This is a genomic window from Streptococcus sp. 544, from assembly GCF_013277385.1.
GTDB classification, from domain to species: Bacteria; Bacillota; Bacilli; order Lactobacillales; family Streptococcaceae; genus Streptococcus; species Streptococcus mitis_BA.
Genome location: NZ_VMMU01000016.1, coordinates 23,974 through 44,691 on the forward strand (window position 1 = coordinate 23,974; position 20,718 = coordinate 44,691).

Annotated in this window: 12 protein-coding genes; all 12 read left to right on the top strand. The window is 39.9% G+C overall.

From position 1 onward, the window contains the following. Positions 1-2: 2 nt before the first annotated feature. The 12 genes from ftsZ to HT728_RS07570 all read left to right on the top strand — a co-directional run bounded on the left by ftsZ (position 3) and on the right by HT728_RS07570 (position 20,539). A complete protein-coding gene (gene ftsZ, locus HT728_RS07515) occupies positions 3-1,262 on the top strand; it encodes a cell division protein FtsZ (protein ID WP_173234616.1) in 1,260 nt (419 codons plus the stop codon). Positions 1,263-1,266: 4 nt separating this feature from the next. After that, positions 1,267-1,938, top strand: a complete 672-nt coding sequence (locus tag HT728_RS07520) for a YggS family pyridoxal phosphate-dependent enzyme (RefSeq protein ID WP_173234618.1) — start codon at positions 1,267-1,269, stop codon at positions 1,936-1,938. Between the two features lie 9 nt (positions 1,939-1,947). After that, a complete protein-coding gene (locus HT728_RS07525) occupies positions 1,948-2,487 on the top strand; it encodes a cell division protein SepF (RefSeq protein WP_173234620.1) in 540 nt (179 codons plus the stop codon). Further along, positions 2,487-2,750: a YggT family protein gene (locus HT728_RS07530; protein WP_101776779.1), complete on the top strand. Its 264-nt coding sequence runs from the start codon at positions 2,487-2,489 to the stop codon at positions 2,748-2,750. Before HT728_RS07525 ends, HT728_RS07530 begins: the two co-directional genes overlap by 1 nt. A 4-nt stretch (positions 2,751-2,754) precedes the next feature. After that, a complete protein-coding gene (locus HT728_RS07535; RefSeq protein WP_173234622.1) occupies positions 2,755-3,540 on the top strand; it encodes an RNA-binding protein in 786 nt (261 codons plus the stop codon). An 8-nt stretch (positions 3,541-3,548) separates the two neighbouring features. Further along, positions 3,549-4,430, top strand: coding sequence for a DivIVA domain-containing protein (locus HT728_RS07540; RefSeq protein ID WP_345789491.1), 882 nt, complete (start codon positions 3,549-3,551; stop codon positions 4,428-4,430). 252 nt (positions 4,431-4,682) lie between these two features. After that, the gene (gene ileS / locus HT728_RS07545; RefSeq protein ID WP_173234624.1) at positions 4,683-7,475 is read left to right on the top strand and encodes an isoleucine--tRNA ligase; all 2,793 of its coding nucleotides are present in this window, start codon (positions 4,683-4,685) and stop codon (positions 7,473-7,475) included. 183 nt (positions 7,476-7,658) lie between these two features. Further along, complete coding sequence (locus tag HT728_RS07550) at positions 7,659-13,697, top strand: ZmpA/ZmpB/ZmpC family metallo-endopeptidase (RefSeq protein ID WP_173234626.1); 6,039 nt, start codon at positions 7,659-7,661, stop codon at positions 13,695-13,697. Between the two features lie 144 nt (positions 13,698-13,841). Further along, positions 13,842-14,534, top strand: a complete 693-nt coding sequence (locus tag HT728_RS07555; protein WP_000240129.1) for a phosphoglycerate mutase — start codon at positions 13,842-13,844, stop codon at positions 14,532-14,534. A 52-nt stretch (positions 14,535-14,586) separates the two neighbouring features. Next, positions 14,587-16,998 carry a glycoside hydrolase family 95 protein gene (locus HT728_RS07560; RefSeq protein WP_173234628.1) on the top strand — a complete coding sequence of 804 codons (2,412 nt, stop codon included), beginning with the start codon at positions 14,587-14,589 and terminating at the stop codon, positions 16,996-16,998. Between the two features lie 129 nt (positions 16,999-17,127). Further along, positions 17,128-17,829: an ABC transporter ATP-binding protein gene (locus HT728_RS07565; protein WP_173234630.1), complete on the top strand. Its 702-nt coding sequence runs from the start codon at positions 17,128-17,130 to the stop codon at positions 17,827-17,829. 1 nt (position 17,830) lies between these two features. Beyond that, complete coding sequence (locus HT728_RS07570) at positions 17,831-20,539, top strand: FtsX-like permease family protein (RefSeq protein WP_173234632.1); 2,709 nt, start codon at positions 17,831-17,833, stop codon at positions 20,537-20,539. Positions 20,540-20,718: the final 179 nt, after the last annotated feature.

The following is a 20,718-nucleotide window of genomic DNA, read 5'->3' on the forward strand; positions in this document are numbered from 1 at the left end:
TTATGACATTTTCATTTGATACAGCTGCTGCTCAAGGTGCAGTGATTAAGGTAATTGGTGTCGGTGGAGGTGGTGGCAATGCCATCAACCGTATGGTCGACGAAGGTGTTACAGGCGTAGAATTTATCGCAGCAAACACAGATGTACAAGCATTGAGTAGTACAAAAGCTGAGACTGTTATTCAGTTAGGTCCTAAATTGACTCGTGGTTTGGGTGCAGGAGGTCAACCTGAGGTTGGTCGTAAAGCTGCTGAAGAAAGCGAAGAAACACTGACGGAAGCTATCAGTGGCGCAGATATGGTCTTCATCACTGCTGGTATGGGAGGAGGCTCTGGAACTGGAGCTGCTCCTGTTATTGCTCGTATCGCCAAAGATTTAGGTGCTCTTACAGTTGGTGTTGTAACACGTCCGTTTGGTTTTGAAGGAAGCAAACGTGGACAATTTGCTGTAGAAGGAATCAACCAACTTCGGGAGCATGTAGATACTCTATTGATTATTTCAAACAACAACTTGCTTGAAATTGTTGATAAGAAAACTCCCCTTCTTGAAGCTCTTAGCGAAGCGGATAATGTACTTCGTCAAGGTGTTCAAGGAATTACCGATTTGATTACCAATCCAGGATTGATTAACCTTGACTTTGCCGATGTGAAAACAGTTATGGCAAACAAAGGGAACGCCCTCATGGGCATTGGTATCGGTAGTGGAGAAGAACGTGTGGTAGAAGCAGCTCGTAAAGCAATCTACTCTCCACTTCTTGAAACAACAATTGATGGAGCAGAAGATGTAATTGTCAACGTTACTGGTGGTCTTGACTTAACCTTGATTGAGGCAGAAGAGGCGTCACAAATTGTGAATCAAGCAGCTGGTCAAGGAGTGAACATCTGGCTCGGAACATCTATTGATGAAAGCATGCGTGATGAAATTCGTGTAACAGTTGTCGCAACAGGTGTTCGTCAAGATCGCGTAGAGAAGGTAGTAGCTCCACAAGCTAGACCGACTACTAACTACCGTGAGACAGTGAAACCAGCTCATTCACATGGCTTTGATCGTCATTTTGATATGGCAGAAACAGCTGAATTGCCAAAACAAAATCCACGTCGCTCGGAACAAGCTCAAGGATCTGCTTTTGGTGATTGGGATTTACGTCGCGAGACAATTGTTCGTCCGACTGATTCAGTAGTGTCACCGGTAGAACGCTTTGAAGCCCCAATTTCACAAGATGAAGATGAATTGGATACACCTCCATTTTTCAAAAATCGTTAAGTAAATGAATGTAAAAGAAAATACAGAACTTGTTTTTCGAGAAGTTGCAGAGGCGAGTCTGAATGCTCATCGCGAGAGTGGTTCAGTCTCTGTCATTGCAGTCACCAAGTATGTAGATGTACCGACAGCGGAAGCCTTGCTTCCGCTAGGTGTTCATCATATCGGTGAAAATCGTGTCGATAAGTTTCTAGAGAAATATCAAGCTTTAAAAGATCGAGATGTGACTTGGCATTTGATTGGTACCTTGCAAAGACGTAAGGTGAAAGATGTCATTCAATACGTTGATTATTTCCATGCCTTGGATTCCGTCAAGCTAGCAGAGGAAATACAAAAAAGAAGTGACCGAGTCATCAAGTGCTTCCTTCAAGTAAATATTTCTAAAGAAGAAAGCAAACACGGTTTTTCGAGAGAGGAACTGCTGGAAATCTTGCCAGAGTTAGCCAAACTAGATAAGATTGAATGTGTTGGTTTAATGACGATGGCACCTTTTGAGGCTAGCAGTGAGCAGTTGAAAGAGATTTTCAAGGCAACCCAAGATTTACAAAAAGAAATCCAAGAAAAACAAATTCCAAATATGCCTATGACCGAGTTAAGTATGGGAATGAGTCGTGATTATAAAGAAGCGATTCAATTCGGTTCCACCTTTGTTCGTATAGGTACAGCATTTTTTAAGTAGGAGAGAACCATGTCTTTAAAAGATAGATTCGATAGATTTATAGATTATTTTACGGAGGATGAGGATTCAAGTCTCCCTTATGAAAAAAGAGATGAGCCTGTGTTTACTCCAGTAAATTCTTCACAGGAACCGGCTCTCCCAATGAATCTACCTTCACAGTCTGCTGGTGCAAAAGATAGCAATATCACCAGACTTCATGCAAGACAACAGGAATTGGCAAATCAGAGTCAGCGTGCAACGGATAAGGTCATTATAGATGTTCGTTATCCTAGAAAATATGAAGACGCAACAGAAATTGTTGATTTATTGGCAGGAAACGAAAGTATCTTGATTGATTTTCAATATATGACAGAAGTGCAAGCTCGTCGTTGTTTGGACTATTTGGATGGAGCTTGTCATGTTTTAGCTGGAAATTTGAAAAAGGTAGCTTCTACCATGTATCTGTTGACACCAGTGAATGTTATTGTGAATGTAGAAGATATTCGTTTACCAGATGAAGAACAAAATGGTGAGTTTGGCTTTGATATGAAGCGAAATAGAGTACGATAATGATTTTTTTAATTCGTCTGATTTATAATGCAGTGGATATTTACTCCCTGATTTTGGTAGCCTTTGCTGTCATGTCTTGGTTTCCAGGCGCCTACGAATCAAGTTTGGGTCGTTGGATTGTAGCATTGGTAAAACCAGTGCTTGCTCCTTTGCAACGCCTGCCTTTACAGATAGCAGGTCTTGATTTATCTGTTTGGGTTGCGATTGTTTTGATTCGATTTTTAGGAGAAAACCTAGTCCGTTTTCTGGCGATGATAGGATGATAGGATGAATAAAGGGATTTACCAGCATTTCTCCATAGAAGATCGTCCATTTCTTGACAAGGGAATGGAATGGATAAAGAAGGTAGAAGATAGCTATGCTCCTTTTTTAACTCCTTTTATCAATCCTCATCAGGAGAAACTATTAAAGATTTTGGCCAAAACTTATGGTCTTGCTTGTAGCAGTAGTGGGGAATTCGTCTCGAGTGAGTATGTTCGAGTTTTATTATACCCAGATTATTTCCAGCCAGAGTTTTCAGATTTTGAAATATCTCTCCAAGAAATTGTGTATTCCAATAAATTTGAACACTTAACGCATGCTAAGATTTTAGGGACAGTCATCAATCAATTAGGGATTGAACGGAAACTTTTTGGAGATATCCTAGTAGATGAAGAACGGGCGCAGATTATGATTAATCAGCAGTTTCTTCTTCTATTTCAAGATGGATTAAAGAAAATTGGCCGTATACCCGTTTCGCTGGAGGAACGTCCTTTCACCGATAAAATAGATAAGCTAGAACAGTATCGAGAGCTGGATTTATGTGTGTCTAGCTTTAGATTAGATGTTCTTTTATCAAATGTTTTGAAACTATCTAGGAATCAAGCAAACCAGTTGATTGAAAAGAAACTTGTCCAAGTAAATTATCATGTGGTAGACAAATCAGATTATATTGTTCAAGTTGGAGACTTGATTAGTGTAAGAAAATTTGGGCGCTTGAGATTGCTTCAAGATAAGGGACAAACAAAAAAAGAGAAGAAAAAAATAACCGTCCAGTTATTATTAAGTAAGTGAGGAATAGAATGCCAATTACATCATTAGAAATAAAGGACAAAACCTTTGGAACTCGATTCAGAGGTTTTGATCCAGAAGAAGTCGATGAATTTTTAGATATTGTGGTTCGTGATTACGAAGATCTTGTTCGTGCGAATCATGATAAAGATTTGCGTATTAAGAGTTTAGAAGAGCGTTTGTCTTACTTTGACGAAATGAAAGATTCATTGAGCCAGTCTGTATTGATTGCCCAAGATACAGCTGAGCGAGTGAAACAGGCGGCGCATGAACGTTCAAACAATATCATTCATCAAGCAGAGCAGGATGCGCAACGCTTGTTGGAAGAAGCTAAATATAAGGCAAACGAGATTCTTCGTCAAGCAACTGATAATGCTAAGAAAGTTGCTGTTGAAACCGAAGAATTGAAGAACAAGAGTCGTGTCTTCCACCAACGTCTTAAATCTACAATTGAGAGCCAGTTAGCTATTGTTGAATCTTCAGATTGGGAAGATATTCTCCGTCCAACAGCTACTTATCTTCAAACCAGTGATGAAGCCTTTAAAGAAGTTGTTAGTGAAGTACTTGGAGAACCGATTCCAGCTCCAATTGAGGAAGAACCAATTGATATGACACGTCAGTTCTCTCAAGCAGAAATGGCAGAGTTACAAGCTCGTATTGAGGCAGCCAATAAAGAATTGGCTGAATTTGAAGCTCAGGCTAAACAGGGAGTGGAAAATCCAACTCCTGTAGTGAGTCCTCAAATTGAAGAAGAGCCTGCTCATCCAGTTGGTCCAATGTATGAAGAGCCAGAAGTAGCTCCAGTACATCCTTCGGCTCCAACACCAGCTACAGAAACATTTGATTCAGCACCAGGATTTGAAGCACCGCAAGAATCCGTTACAATTTTATAAGAAATATTCTGAGAACAATATCTTATCCTTATATTTCCAGCGAGCAGGAGATGGTGTGAGTCCTGTAATCCCTATTGATAAGATTATCCTCTCAAAAACTCAAGTCTGAAGCTAGTAAGATTTGACGTTTCCCACGTTACGGGATAAGAGGGAGAAAGACTAAATCTTTTTCCGAATAAAGGTGGTACCACGATTTTCGTCCTTTTTGGCAGTCGTGGTTTTTAATTTGTTATTATTTATAAAGGAGATACCATGAAACTCAAAGATACCCTTAATCTTGGGAAAACAGCTTTCCCAATGCGTGCAGGTCTTCCTACCAAAGAACCAGTTTGGCAAAAGGAATGGGAAGATGCAAAACTTTATCAACGTCGTCAAGAATTGAACCAAGGAAAACCTCATTTCACCTTGCATGATGGCCCTCCATACGCGAACGGAAATATCCACGTTGGACACGCTATGAATAAGATTTCAAAAGATATCATTGTTCGTTCAAAATCAATGTCAGGTTTTTACGCACCATTTATCCCGGGTTGGGACACTCATGGTCTGCCAATCGAGCAAGTTTTGGCAAAACAAGGTGTCAAACGTAAAGAAATGGACTTGGTTGAGTACTTGAAACTTTGCCGCGAATACGCTCTTTCTCAAGTAGATAAACAACGTGAAGACTTTAAACGTTTGGGTGTTTCTGGTGACTGGGAAAATCCATATGTAACTTTGACTCCTGACTATGAAGCAGCCCAAATCCGTGTCTTCGGTGAGATGGCTAATAAAGGTTATATCTACCGTGGTGCCAAGCCAGTTTACTGGTCATGGTCATCTGAGTCAGCCCTTGCTGAAGCAGAGATTGAATACCATGACTTGATTTCAACTTCCCTTTACTATGCCAACAAGGTTAAGGACGGAAAAGGTATCCTAGATACAGATACTTATATCGTTGTTTGGACAACTACTCCATTCACCATCACAGCTTCTCGTGGCTTGACTGTTGGAGCGGATATTGATTACGTCTTGGTTCAACCTGCTGCTGAACCTCGTAAGTTTGTGGTTGCTGCAGAATTATTGACTAGCTTGTCTGAAAAATTTGGCTGGGTTGATGTTCAAGTCTTGGCAACTTACCGTGGTCAAGAACTCAACCACATCGTAACAGAACACCCATGGGATACAGCTGTAGATGAGCTCGTTATCCTTGGTGACCACGTTACAACTGACTCTGGTACAGGTATTGTCCATACAGCCCCTGGTTTTGGTGAGGACGACTACAATGTTGGTATTGCTAATGGTCTTGAAGTCGCAGTGACTGTTGACGAACGTGGTATCATGATGAAGAATGCTGGTCCTGAGTTTGAAGGTCAATTCTATGAAAAGGTAGTTCCAACTGTTATCGAGAAACTTGGTAACCTCCTTCTTGCCCAAGAAGAAATCTCTCACTCATACCCATTTGACTGGCGTACTAAGAAACCAATCATCTGGCGTGCAGTACCACAATGGTTTGCCTCAGTTTCTAAATTCCGCCAAGAAATCTTGGATGAAATTGAAAAAGTGAAATTCCACTCAGAATGGGGTAAAGTCCGTCTTTACAATATGATTCGTGACCGTGGTGACTGGGTCATCTCTCGTCAACGTGCTTGGGGTGTTCCACTTCCAATTTTCTACGCTGAAGATGGTACAGCGATCATGACTGCTGAAACGATTGAACATGTAGCTCAACTCTTTGAAGTACATGGTTCAAGCATTTGGTGGGAACGCGATGCCAAGGACCTCTTGCCAGAAGGATATACTCACCCAGGTTCTCCAAATGGTGAATTCAAGAAAGAAACAGATATCATGGACGTTTGGTTTGACTCAGGTTCATCATGGAATGGAGTGGTAGTAAACCGTCCTGAGTTGACTTACCCAGCAGACCTTTACCTAGAAGGTTCTGACCAATACCGTGGTTGGTTCAACTCTTCACTCATCACATCTGTTGCCAACCATGGTGTAGCACCTTACAAACAAATCTTGTCACAAGGTTTTGCCCTTGATGGTAAAGGTGAGAAGATGTCTAAATCTCTTGGAAATACCATTGCTCCAAGTGATGTTGAAAAACAATTTGGTGCAGAAATCTTGCGTCTCTGGGTAACAAGTGTTGACTCAAGCAATGACGTACGTATCTCTATGGATATCTTGAGCCAAGTCTCTGAAACTTACCGTAAGATTCGTAACACTCTTCGTTTCTTGATTGCCAATACATCTGACTTTAACCCAGCTCAAGACGCAGTAGCCTACGATGAGCTTCGTTCAGTTGATAAGTACATGACCATTCGCTTTAACCAGCTTGTCAAGACCATTCGTGATGCTTACGCAAACTTTGAATTCTTGACAATCTACAAGGCCTTGGTAAACTTTATCAACGTTGATTTGTCAGCCTTCTACCTTGATTTTGCCAAAGATGTTGTTTATATCGAAGGTGCCAAATCACTCGAACGCCGTCAAATGCAGACTGTCTTCTATGACATTCTTGTGAAAATCACCAAACTCTTGACTCCAATCCTTCCTCACACAGCAGAGGAAATCTGGTCATATCTTGAGTTTGAAGCAGAAGACTTCGTTCAATTGTCAGAATTACCAGAAGCGGAAACTTTTGCTAATCAAGAAGAAATCTTGGATACATGGGCTGCCTTCATGGACTTCCGTGGACAAGCTCAAAAAGCCTTGGAAGAAGCTCGTAATGCAAAAGTAATCGGTAAATCACTTGAAGCACACTTGACAGTTTATCCAAATGAAGTTGTGAAAACTCTACTCGAAGCAGTAAACAGCAATGTAGCTCAACTTTTGATCGTGTCAGACTTGACCATCGCAGAAGAATCAGCTCCAGAAGCTGCGGTTAGCTTCGAAGATGTATCCTTCACAGTTGAACGTGCTGCAGGCCAAGTATGTGACCGTTGCCGTCGTATCGACCCAACAACAGCAGAACGCAGCTACCAGGCAGTCATCTGTGACCACTGTGCAAGTATCGTAGAAGAAAACTTTGCGGACGCAGTCGCAGAAGGATTTGAAGAGAAATAAGGTTGAAAAGTTTCTATGCGTCTAGTATATAAAAATCAGTTATTCCAAGTTTATAATCTCTCTTGTGAGATGCTAAAGTTTGATGAGAATTGGTTTTGCTAATACTAGGAGAAAGTAAGTATGATAAAATCGCAAGATTGTTTTTCTTGCGATTTCTTAAACTAGTGAGGAGAAATAAACATTATGAGACAAACAAATGTTAGAGGAAGCTTGTCCCTCCGTGGCTTTAGAAAATTAAGAACTGGTGCAATTGTTGCGACAGGTGTGATTTTGCTAGGTCTGGGCTTTTTAGCTCCAACTGTATCAGCCAGTGAACAAGATGGTGTCTGGGTAGCCAGAACAGTTGAGGAAGTGAAAGCTGACCTTCAAAAAGAAGGTGATTTATTTAAGTATGTCATTAAGTGGGGAGATACATTAAGTGTTATCAGCGAAGCAAGCAATATCCCTGTAGATGTACTCCAAGAAATGAATCAAGCTTCAGGCAAGAATTTATTCTTACCACACAATGAATTGTACTTTACTGAAGCTGAAACAGTTTCAGATACAGTCACAAAACACAAGATTGTCATCAAAGAAAGTGGTGCCAGTGGCGAAGTTCGCACTTACGAAGTCTTGCTCAAGAAAGATCAGGAAACAAAAGCTATTACCTTTGAATTAACAGATGTCACTGAGACAGTTGAAAAAATGACTGTGAACTATAGCCCAGTCTATCAGCCTGTCCCAGTAGCACCAGCTGTGACCAGCCCAGAAGTTAAAGAGGAAACAGAAGCTCCAGAAGCACCAAAGGTAGAAGACGCAGCGACTACACCAGCACAAAAAGAAACAGCACCAGAGGTGGTAACCCCAGCTGAACCAAAAGTAGAAGTTTCAGAAACACCATCAGAAAATACACCAGCACCGTCAAAACCAGAAACCCCAGCTTCAACAGAAGAAGTGGCAACTGAACCAAAAGTAACAGAGTCAGAGGCAGCGAAACCAGCTGTACCAAAAGCAGCAGAGTCAGAGGTAGCGAAACCAGCTGAATCAAACGCAGAAGCACCGACAACTCCGGAAAATAAAGAAGAACAACCAGTTGAGCCTAAAGAAGCAAAGTCAACAACTGAAGGAACAGCAGAATTGGTACCAGCTTCACCAAAACTAGAAGCACCAGCAGACTCAACAGCTCCAAAAGCGGAAGTTTCAGAAGCACCAGTGGTAGAGGCTACAACTTCAGGAGAACAAAGTCAACCAGCAGAAGAAACTCCAGCACCATCAAAACCAGAAACCCCAGCTTCAACAGAAGCAGCGGCAAATGGAGCTGAAGGAGGAACTGTAGGAGTAGACCAACCTGTAACTTCGACATCTAATTCTGATGATTCATCAGTAAAAGCAGAAGAAACAGGTTCAGAAGGAGCGACAGGAACAGTGGACTCATCAGCGCCGACTCCGAAAGAAGGGGATTCAACTTCAGAAGAAACAGGAATAACAGCAGAAGCAAACCCAGCACCAAAAGAAAATGTAACAGAAGGAACAGAAGCGAAGGAAACTGAAAAAACAGGAGCAGAAGCAAACTCAGCTGAGCCAAAAGCAGAAGACGCAGCGACTATTCCAGCACCAAAAGAAACCGCACCAGAGGTGGTAACCCCAGCTGAACCAAAAGCAGAAACTCCAGCGCCGAAAGCAGAAGTTTCAGAGGCACCAGTGGTAGCAGGTACAACTTCGGAAAATAAAGAAGAACAACCAGTTTCAACAGAAGCAACGGAACCAGAAGTAACAGAGTCAGAGGCAGCGAAACCAGCTGAACCAAAAGAAGCAGATTCAACTTCAAAAAAAGAAACTGAAGAAGCAGGAACAGAAGTAAAACCAGCACCAAAAGAAACAGGAGAAGAAGGTAAAGCGGAGGATTCAGTTTCTTCAACTGAATCTTCATCAACTGCCTTTGAAGGTGGATCACCAGCTACGCAACCGACTGGAGAAGAAGGTAAATCTGAAAAAGAAACCCCAGCACCCTCAAAACCAGCTACACCATCTTCAACAGAAGAAGTGGCAACTGAACCAAAAGGAACAGAGTCAGAGGTAGCCAAACCAGCTACACCAGAAGAAGAAGGAACAACAGCAGAATCAGGAACAGAAGTAAAACCAACTGCAAAAGAAGCGAAAGAAACTGAAGAATCAGAAGCCAACCCAACACCTAAAGAAAATGCAACAGAAGGAGCAGGTTCAGAAGGAGAAGCAGGAACAGTGGATTCAGCGCCGGCTCCGAAAGAAGGGGATTCAATTTCAGGAACAGAAACGTCAAGAACGATAGATACAGAAACGACTTCAGAAAAATCAGAAACACCGTCTCCAGCAGAAGAAGAATCTTCTAAAGAAGAAAAAGAAGTCGACAAGAAACTAGAACTTAGAAATATATCTTCTGTTGAACTATATTCTAAAGAAGGTGATAAGTATCGTCATGTAACTTCACTTGCTACCTTACCAAGTAATCCAGATACTTACTTTATGAAAGTCAAATCAGAGAACTTTAAAGATGTGATGTTACCTGTTTCAAGTATTACAAGTGTTACAAGAGATAGTCAAGAAGTATACAAAATTGTAGGACAAGCTAATGATTTAATTCAACACGAAAACAATAGTACTTTAGACAATTACACTTACTACCTACCTAAGATGGTGAGAAGTGAAAATGGTGTTTATACATCATTCAAAAATTTAGTCGAAGCAATGAATAGTAATCCTTCTGGAGAGTTTCGTTTAGGTGCAACTATGGATGCTCGTGAAGTAGAACTTCAAGATGGTCAAGAAAGCTATGTTAGTAATGAGTTTACAGGTACATTAATTGGTAAAAATAATGATAAGTACTACGCTATATATAATCTGAAAAAACCGTTATTTAACGTTTTAAATCATGCTACTATTCAAGATCTTTCAATTAAAGAAGCAAATGTTTCTTCTAAAGAAGATGCAGCTACAATAGCGAAAACAGCGAATAATGGTACTACAATTACTAATGTTCATTCATCTGGTGTAATTGCTGGTGAACATAGCATTGGTGGTTTAGTTTCACAAGTTACAGATTCTAAAATCTTGAATAGTAGTTATACTGGTAGAATAACTAATACTTATGACACAACGGCTACTTATCAAATAGGTGGTTTAGTTGGTAAACTTTCAGGTGATAATGCTTTAATAGAAAAATCAATTTCATCTATTGATATGGCGACAAATGCTAATCAAGGTGACCAAACAGTTGGTGGTATAGCTGGGGTTGTTGATAGAAGTGCTAGAATTAGTAATAGTTACGTTGAAGGAAATCTTAACAATGTGAAGCATTTTGGTAAAGTAGGAGGAGTTGTAGGTAATCTTTGGGATGCTATATCAGGTGAAGAGAAATCTGGGCAACTATCTAATGTCTTAAGTGATGTTAATGTTACAAACGGTAATGCTATAGCTGGTTATGATTTTACAGGAATAAAAGCAACTAATACCTATAGTAATAAAAATAACAAGGTGGTTAGTGTAGTTCAAGTAGATGATGAACTTGTGACTAAAGATTCAGAAAAACAAAGAGGTACTGTATTAGAAGCGGATAAAGTGAATGCTAAAAAAGTAGAGTTGGTTTCTAAACATAGTACTAAAGTAGAAGATTTTGATTTTACTTCGAGATACACTACTAGCTACACAGAAGTAACAGACTATCAGCAGTCAAGAGAACAAGTGTATAAAAATATTGAAAAATTACTTCCTTTCTATAATAGAGAAACAATAATTAAGTATGGTAATTTAGTAGAGAATAACAGTGATTTATTTACTGAAAAGCTACTATCAGTTGTTCCTATGAAAAATAATGAAGTAATAACTGATATTAATAAAAATAAACGCGAAATCAATAAATTATTGTTACATTTTGAAGGTAATAAATCACAAGTATTAAATATTACATATAAAGATGATTTCTCTAAAGTAGCAGAATATGAAATCACTAATACAAAACTAATGTACACGCCTAATACATTATTGCATGATTATAATAATATTGTAAAATCTGTCTTAAATGATTTGAATTCTGTTCAATATAATTCAGATGCTATTAGAAAAGTATTAGATATTTCTAGTAATATAAAATTAACAGAATTATATTTAGATGAACAATTTACGAAAACAAAAGCAAAAATTGAAGATAGTTTATCAAAACTTCTTTCTGCTGATGCGGCAATAGCTGAAAATAGTAATAAGATAATAGATAATTATGTAATAGAAAAAATTAAGAATAATAAAGAAGCGTTACTTCTAGGTTTAACTTATCTAGAACGTTGGTATAATTTTAAATATGATAATGCAAGTGCAAAAGATTTAGTATTATATCATTTAGATTTCTTTGGTAAATCAAATAGTTCAGCTCTAGATAATGTTATTGAATTAGGTAAATCTGGCTTTAACAATTTACTAGCGAAAAATAATGTAATTACTTACAATGTATTATTATCTAAAAATTATGGAACTGAAAGTTTATTTAAAGCATTAGAAGGATATAGAAAAGTATTCTTACCAAAAACTTCTAACAATGAGTGGTTTAAAACTCAAACTAAAGCACATATTGTAGAAGAAAAATCTACAATTGAAGAGGTAAGTAAAAAACAATCAGAACAAGGAACTAAGTATTCTATAGGTGTCTATGATAGATTAACTAGTCCATCATGGAAATATCAAAGTATGGTCTTACCGTTATTAACTTTACCAGAAGAAAAAATGATATTTATGATTGCCAATATTTCAACTATAGGATTTGGTGCTTATGATAGATATAGAAGTTCTGAATATCCTGAGGGAGAAAAATTAAACAAATTTGTAGAAGATAATGCACAAGAAGCGGCTAAACGATTTAGAGATCATTATGATTATTGGTACAAAATACTAGATACGAAAGAAAAAGATAAATTGTTTAGAAGTATTTTGGTATATGATTCTTTTAGATTTGGTAATGATAAAGATAAAAATACTAGTCAAGCAGATTTTGAAACTGATCATCCAGCAATAAAACATTTCTTCGGTCCTGCGGGGAATAATGTTGTTCATAATGGACACGGAGCATATGCTACGGGAGATGCGTTCTACTATATGGCTTATCGTATGCTTGATAAATCTGGTGCGGTAACATATACTCATGAAATGACACATAATTCTGATAGAGAGATTTATCTTGGAGGATATGGAAGAAGAAATGGGCTTGGACCAGAGTTTTATGCAAAAGGATTATTGCAAGCTCCTGATCATCCAAATGATGCAACAATCACGATAAACTCTGTGTTGAAATATAATGAAGCGGAAAATGCTGATAGACTACAAGTAAAAGATCCAACTCAACGATTTAATAATGCAGAAGATTTACGTAAATATATGCACAATTTATTTGATTTAGTTTATACACTTGAGATGTTAGAAGGAGAAGCAGTAGCTAAGTTAGATAGCAATCAAAAATATGATCTGTTGAGAAAAGTTGAGAATAAATTTAAACCTGATCCTGATGGAAATGAGGTTTACGCAACAAATGTTGTTCGTAGATTAAAACTAGATGAGCTTAATAAATTAACTTCTTTCAATAGTTTAATAGAAAACGATATAATCACAAGAAGAGGGTATATTGATGAAGGTGAGTATAAACGAAATGGATACTACACAATCAATCTTTTCTCGCCAATATATTCTGCCTTAAGTAGTGATAAAGGGACTCCGGGTGATTTAATGGCTCGTCGTATGGCATTTGAACTATTAGCTGCAAAAGGATATAAAGAAGGTATGGTACCATATATTTCTAACCAATATGAAAATGAAGCGAAAGCTAATGGAAGTAAAATTAATTCATACGGTAAAGAAGTAGGATTGGTAACTGATAAATTAGTGCTTAATAAGATATTTAATAACCAGTATTCATCTTGGGCTGATTTTAAAAAAGCAATGTATAAAGAACGAGAAAGTAAATTTAATAAATTAACAAATATTAACTTTATAGATCCAACTAATTGGAGACGTCAAGAGACGGTAACTATTGATAATATTAGTAAGTTAAAAACATTGATTGAAAAAGCGGTGCAAGAAGATGCTACTAATTATGCTTCAATATTATATCCAAAAGAAAGTAGTAAAGTTTACAAACTTAAAAAAGCTATTTTCAAAGCTTATCTAGATCAAACTGATGATTTTAGAACTTCAATATTTGATGAGGAAAATAAATTTACTAATTAGGGTAGCACATGAAGATAGGTTTCGTTTCTTCATGTGTGAAACTCTTTCCTTTTTGGTTATGACTAGCTTTTTTGTGAAAAATTGTGTAAAATAGAATAGATAAACGAGGGGAAACCTCGGAAAATTTAAAGGAGAATCCATCTAATGGTAAAATTGGTTTTTGCTCGCCACGGTGAGTCTGAATGGAACAAAGCTAACCTTTTCACTGGTTGGGCTGATGTTGATTTGTCTGAAAAAGGTACACAACAAGCGATTGACGCTGGTAAATTGATCAAAGAAGCTGGTATCGAATTTGACCAAGCTTACACTTCAGTATTGAAACGTGCGATCAAAACAACTAACTTGGCTCTTGAAGCTTCTGACCAATTGTGGGTTCCAGTTGAAAAATCATGGCGTTTGAACGAACGTCACTACGGTGGTTTGACTGGTAAAAACAAAGCTGAAGCTGCTGAACAATTTGGTGATGAGCAAGTTCACATCTGGCGTCGTTCATACGATGTATTGCCTCCAAACATGGACCGTGATGATGAGCACTCAGCTCACACAGACCGTCGTTACGCTTCACTTGATGATTCAGTTATTCCAGATGCTGAAAACTTGAAAGTGACTTTGGAACGTGCCCTTCCTTTCTGGGAAGATAAAATCGCTCCAGCTCTTAAAGATGGTAAAAACGTATTCGTAGGAGCTCACGGTAACTCAATCCGTGCCCTTGTAAAACACATCAAAGGTTTGTCAGATGACGAAATCATGGACGTGGAAATCCCTAACTTCCCACCATTGGTATTCGAATTCGATGAAAAATTGAACGTAGTTTCTGAATACTACCTTGGAAAATAAAAAATTGTAAGTCTAGAATTGATTTCTAGGCTTTTTATGTTAGTATGGTAGTATGATAAGGAATAAAAAACAAGATTATGTATTGGCCTACAAGCAACCAGCGTCAACAACATATAAGGGCTGGGAAGAAGAGGCCTTACCGATAGGCAATGGTTCTTTAGGGGCAAAAATATTTGGGCTTATAGGGGTTGAACGGATTCAATTTAATGAAAAAAGTCTCTGGTCTGGAGGTCCACTTCCTGATAGTTCAGATTATCAAGGTGGAAATCTTCAGGATCAGTATGTTTTTTTAGCTGAGATTCGCCAGGCTTTGGAGAAGAGAGATTACAATCGGGCTAAGGAACTGGCTGAACAGCACCTAGTCGGGCCAAAAACAAGTCAATATGGGACCTATCTGTCATTTGGAGATATTTTCATTGAGTTCAGCCAGCAAGGCACGATTTTGTCTCAGGTGACGGATTATCAGAGACAGCTGAATATCAGTAAGGCACTTGCGACGACTTCTTATGCCTATAAGGGAACGCGATTTGAACGTGAAGCCTTTGCCAGTTTTCCAGATGATCTCTTGGTTCAGCGCTTTACTAAGGAAGGGTTGGAAACTCTAGATTTTACTATAGAACTGTCGCTAAGTCGTGATTTGGCTTCTGATGGAAAGTATGAGCAGGAAAAATCGGATTACAAAGAGTGCCAGCTGAATATAACTGATTCTCATATCTTGATGAAGGGGCGGGTTAAGGATAATGATCTGCGGTTTGCTAGCTGTTTAGCTTGGGAAACGGATGGAGACATTAGAGTCTGGTCGGATAAGGTTCAGATATCAGGAGCCAGTTATGCCAATCTTTTCTTGGCAGCTAAGACGGATTTTGCCCAAAATCCTGCTAGCAATTATCGCAAGAAACTAGATTTAGAGCAACAGGTGATAGACTTGGTGGACACAGCTAAAGAAAAGGGCCATGCCAAATTGAAATCAAGGCATATTCAGGACTACCAAGCCTTATTCCAACGTGTTCAATTGGATTTGGGGTCTGATGTTGACGCATCCACTACAGATGAGTTGTTAAAAAATTATAAGCCACAAGAGGGGCAGGCTTTGGAGGAACTGTTCTTCCAGTATGGACGGTATTTATTGATTAGTTCTTCCAGAGATTGTCCAGATGCTCTACCAGCTAACCTACAAGGGGTCTGGAATGCGGTCGATAATCCTCCTTGGAATTCGGACTATCACTTAAATGTCAATCTGCAGATGAATTATTGGCCAGCCTATGTTACCAATCTCCTAGAGACGGCCTTTCCGGTCATCAACTATGTAGATGATTTGCGTGTCTATGGTCGCATAGCGGCTGCAAGGTATGCAGGAATCGTCTCTCAGGAAGGGGAGGAAAATGGTTGGTTGGTTCATACTCAAGCGACTCCCTTTGGTTGGACAGCACCTGGTTGGGATTACTATTGGGGTTGGTCACCAGCTGCCAATGCGTGGATGATGCAAACCGTTTATGAAGCCTATTCATTTTACAGGGACCAAGACTATCTCAGGGAGAAAATTTATCCCATGTTGAGGGAAACGGTTCGTTTTTGGAATGCCTTTTTACATAAGGATCAGCAGGCGCAGCGTTGGGTCTCTTCTCCGTCTTATTCTCCAGAACATGGGCCGATTTCGATTGGCAATACCTATGACCAATCTCTTATTTGGCAGTTATTTCATGATTTTATTCAGGCTGCTCAGGAATTGAGTCTGGATGAGGACTTGTTGACTGAGGTCAAGGAAAAGTTTGACTTGCTTAATCCTCTTCAAATCACTCAATCTGGTCGAATCAGGGAGTGGTATGAGGAGGAAGAGCAGCATTTTCAAAATGAGAAAGTGGAGGCCCAGCATCGGCACGCTTCCCATCTGGTGGGACTCTATCCTGGAACTCTCTTTAGCTATAAGGGAAAAGAGTATCTTGAAGCGGCGCGTGCTAGCCTCAATGATCGTGGAGATGGCGGCACAGGTTGGTCTAAGGCCAATAAGATCAATCTCTGGGCGCGTTTGGGAGATGGCGATCGAGCCTATAAATTATTATCAGAGCAGTTAAAGTCATCCACCTTGCCAAATCTTTGGTGTAGCCATCCTCCTTTTCAGATAGATGGTAATTTTGGTGCTAGCAGTGGCATGGCAGAAATGTTACTCCAGTCTCATGCAGCTTATCTGGTACCTCTAGCTGCCCTACCTGATGCATGGTCAAGAGGTTCCGTTTCAGGCTTAATGGCACGTGGACATTTTGAAGTGAGCATGAGGTGGGAGGATAAAAAACTCTTACAGTTGACCATTTTATCAAGGAGTGGAGGAGATTTGCGAATCTCTTATCCAGATATTGAAAAAAGTGTGATTGAAGTGAATCAAGAAAAAGCAAAAGTGAAATGCAAAGAGAAAGATTGTATTTCGGTGGCAACAGCAAAAGGTGATCTGGTTCAATTTTATTTTTAAGAAGATGTTATAAGGCAGTAATTTGAAACTGCCTTTTTGAAGGATTTGAGAATGTAAGCAGTTTCCAACTAGTTGAAAAAGCGTTATAATGGTAGTAGGAAGTAATTTGTTTGAGAGAGGGTGGGTCTGATGGCTTATATTGAGATGAAACACTGTTACAAGCGGTATCAGGTTGGGGACACGGAGATTGTGGCCAATCGTGATGTGAATTTTGAGATTGAGAAGGGTGAATTGGTTATTATCCTTGGTGCATCTGGTGCAGGTAAGTCAACAGTTCTCAATCTCCTAGGGGGAATGGATACCAATGATGAGGGGGAAATCTGGATTGATGGTGCCAATATTGCAGACTATAGTTCCCACCAGCGAACCAATTACCGCCGCAATGATGTCGGATTTGTTTTTCAGTTTTATAATCTAGTTTCCAATCTAACAGCTAAGGAAAATGTGGAGTTGGCTTCAGAAATCGTGACAGATGCCTTGAATCCTGAGCAGGTCTTGACAGATGTAGGTCTGGTTCATCGTCTCAATAACTTTCCAGCCCAGCTTTCTGGAGGGGAGCAACAGCGAGTCTCCATTGCACGCGCGGTAGCTAAAAATCCTAAAATTCTCCTTTGTGATGAACCGACTGGAGCCTTGGATTATCAGACAGGTAAGCAGGTTTTGAAAATTCTCCAAGACATGTCTCGTCAAAAGGGAGCGACGGTGATCATCGTGACTCATAATGGAGCTTTGGCGCCCATTGCTGATCGCGTGATTCATATGCACGATGCCAGTGTCAAGGATGTGGTGATGAACCAGCATCCTCAGGATATCGACAGTTTGGAGTACTAGCATGATCAAGCGAAAAACCTATTGGAAGGACTTAATTCAGTCCTTCACAGGCTCCAAGGGGCGTTTTTTATCCATCTTAACCTTGATGATGTTAGGATCTCTAGCCTTAGTAGGTCTCAAAGTGACTAGCCCCAACATGGAGGCGACAGCTAATGCTTATTTAACAACTGCTCAAACCTTGGATTTAGCAGTTATGTCTAATTATGGTTTGGATCAAGCAGATCAAGAAGAACTAGAACAGATAGAGGGCGCAGAGGTTGAGTTTGGCTATTTGACAGATGTGACTATGGAAAATGGGCAGGATGCTATTCGGCTGTACTCCAAACCAGAGCGAATTTCAACCTTTCAGCTAAGAGAGGGACGACTTCCTCAGTCAGACAAGGAAATCGCTTTGGCCACTCATTTGCAAGGCCAATATAGCGTGGGACAGGAGATTAGTATTAAAGAAAAAGAAGAGGGTCATTCCTCTTTAAAAGACCATACTTATACCATTACTGGTTTTGTGGATTCAGCTGAAATCCTCTCCCAGCGAGATATGGGCTACGCAGGAAGTGGAAGTGGGACTTTGACCGCTTACGGAGTGATTTTACCTAGTCAGTTTAATCAGAAAGTCTACAATATCGCTCGTTTGAAATATCAAGATTTAGCAGGCTTAAATGCTTTTTCATCAGCCTATGAAGAAAAATCCAAGCAACATCAGGAAGACCTTGAACAAGCTCTATCAGATAATGGTAAGGCACGTTTGCAAGTCTTGAAAAAAGAAGGCCAAGAGTCTCTAGACAAAGGGCAAGAGACCCTTAATAAGACTCAGACTAATCTGCAGGAAGGCAAGCGTCGTTTAGCAGCTGCTCAAGCTCGTTTACAGGCGCAGGAAAGTCAACTAGCCTTGCTACCTCAAGCTCAGAGAGAGCAAGCTAATGCTCAACTTATCCAAGCCAAGCAGGAATTGGACAAGGAAGAAGATAAACTAAAGCAAGCTGAACAAAGTCTAGCTCAAGAAAAGGAAAAATTAGAAAAACATCAGAAAGTCTTGGATGATTTGGCTGATCCCAAGTATCAGGTTTATAATCGTCAGACCATGCCAGGTGGTCAGGGCTACCTCATGTACAGCAATGCTTCAGCCAGTATTCGGGCAGTGGGCAATATCTTTCCTGTAGTGCTTTATGCCGTAGCAGCTATGGTGACCTTTACAACCATGACTCGCTTTGTGGACGAAGAGCGAACTCATGCAGGGATTTTTAAGGCCTTGGGCTATCGCAGTAAGGACATTATCGCCAAATTTCTCCTTTACGGTCTGGTAGCTGGGACTGTCGGCACAGCTCTAGGCAGCGTGCTTGGCCATTATTTACTAGCTAGTGTAATTTCAAGTGTCATTACAAAAGGCATGGTGGTAGGAGAAACCCAGATTCAGTTCTATTGGAACTATAGTTTACTAGCTCTTGTTTTGAGTTGGTTGGCGAGTGTGTTACCAGCCTATCTGGTGGCTCGGAAGGAACTGCACGATGAAGCAGCCCAGCTTTTACTGCCTAAACCACCTGTTAAAGGAGCTAAAATCTTACTGGAGCGCATCGGTTTTATTTGGCGTCGTCTCAGTTTCACCCATAAGGTAACAGCTCGTAATATCTTTCGTTATAAACAACGGATGTTGATGACAATCTTTGGTGTGGCAGGTTCTGTAGCTCTGCTCTTTGCAGGCTTGGGAATCCAATCCTCTGTGGCAGGAGTTCCGTCTAGGCAGTTTCAACAAATCCAACAGTATCAAATGATTGTCTCTGAAAATCCTAGTGCGACCAATCAAGACAAGGCAAATCTAGAAGAAGTGTTGAAAGGGCAGGATATTCAAGCCTACCAGAAAATTTATTCTAAGACGCTAGACAAGGATTTCAAAGGCAAGTCTGGTCTTCAGACCATTACTCTTATGATGACAGAGAAGGAAGATTTGACTCCCTTTATTCATCTGCAACATCATCAGCAAGAGCTGACATTAAAAGATGGCGTCGTTATTACAGCTAAACTCGCCCAGCTGGCAGGTGTTAAGGTTGGACAGACTTTAGAAATTGAAGGTAAGGAGCTAAAGGTAGCCGCTATTACTGAGAACTATGTTGGTCACTTTATTTATATGAACCAAGCCAATTATGAGCAACTTTATGGTCATCTACCCCAAGCCAACACTTATTTGGTCTCGTTAAGAGATACCAGTGCTACTAGTATCGAAAGACAGGCCGGCTTACTTATGAATCAAGCTGCGGTGTCCAGCGTTGTCCAAAATGCTTCAGCCATTCGACTCTTTGACTCTGTTGCTAGCTCACTCAATCAGACCATGACTATCTTAGTTATCGTGTCGGTTCTATTGGCTATTGTTATCCTCTACAATCTGACTAACATCAACGTGGCTGAGAGAATCCGTGAACTCTCTACTATCAAGGTGCTCGGTTTTCATAATAAAGAAGTCACTCTTTACATTTATCGTGAGACGATTGTCTTGTCCCTTGTGGGAATCGTACTTGGTCTGGTATCAGGTTTCTATTTACACCAATTTCTGATTCAAATGATTTCGCCTGCGACTATTCTCTTTTATCCGCAGGTAGGCTGGGAGGTCTATGTAATCCCAGGGGCAGCAGTAAGCATCATCTTGACCCTGCTTGGTTTCTTTGTCAATCATCATCTGAGAAAGGTTGACATGCTTGAAGCTTTGAAATCTGTAGAGTAATACTCAATGAAAATCAAAGAGCAAACTAGGAAGCAAGCCGTAGGTTGCTCAAAGCACCGCTTTGAGGTTGCAGATAAAGCTGACGTGGTTTGAAGAGATTTTCGAAGAGTATAAGGTAGTTGTTCTTATCTGATTGAACTGGTATTTACTCGTAAACAAAAATCCTCCGTTTCAAAGAG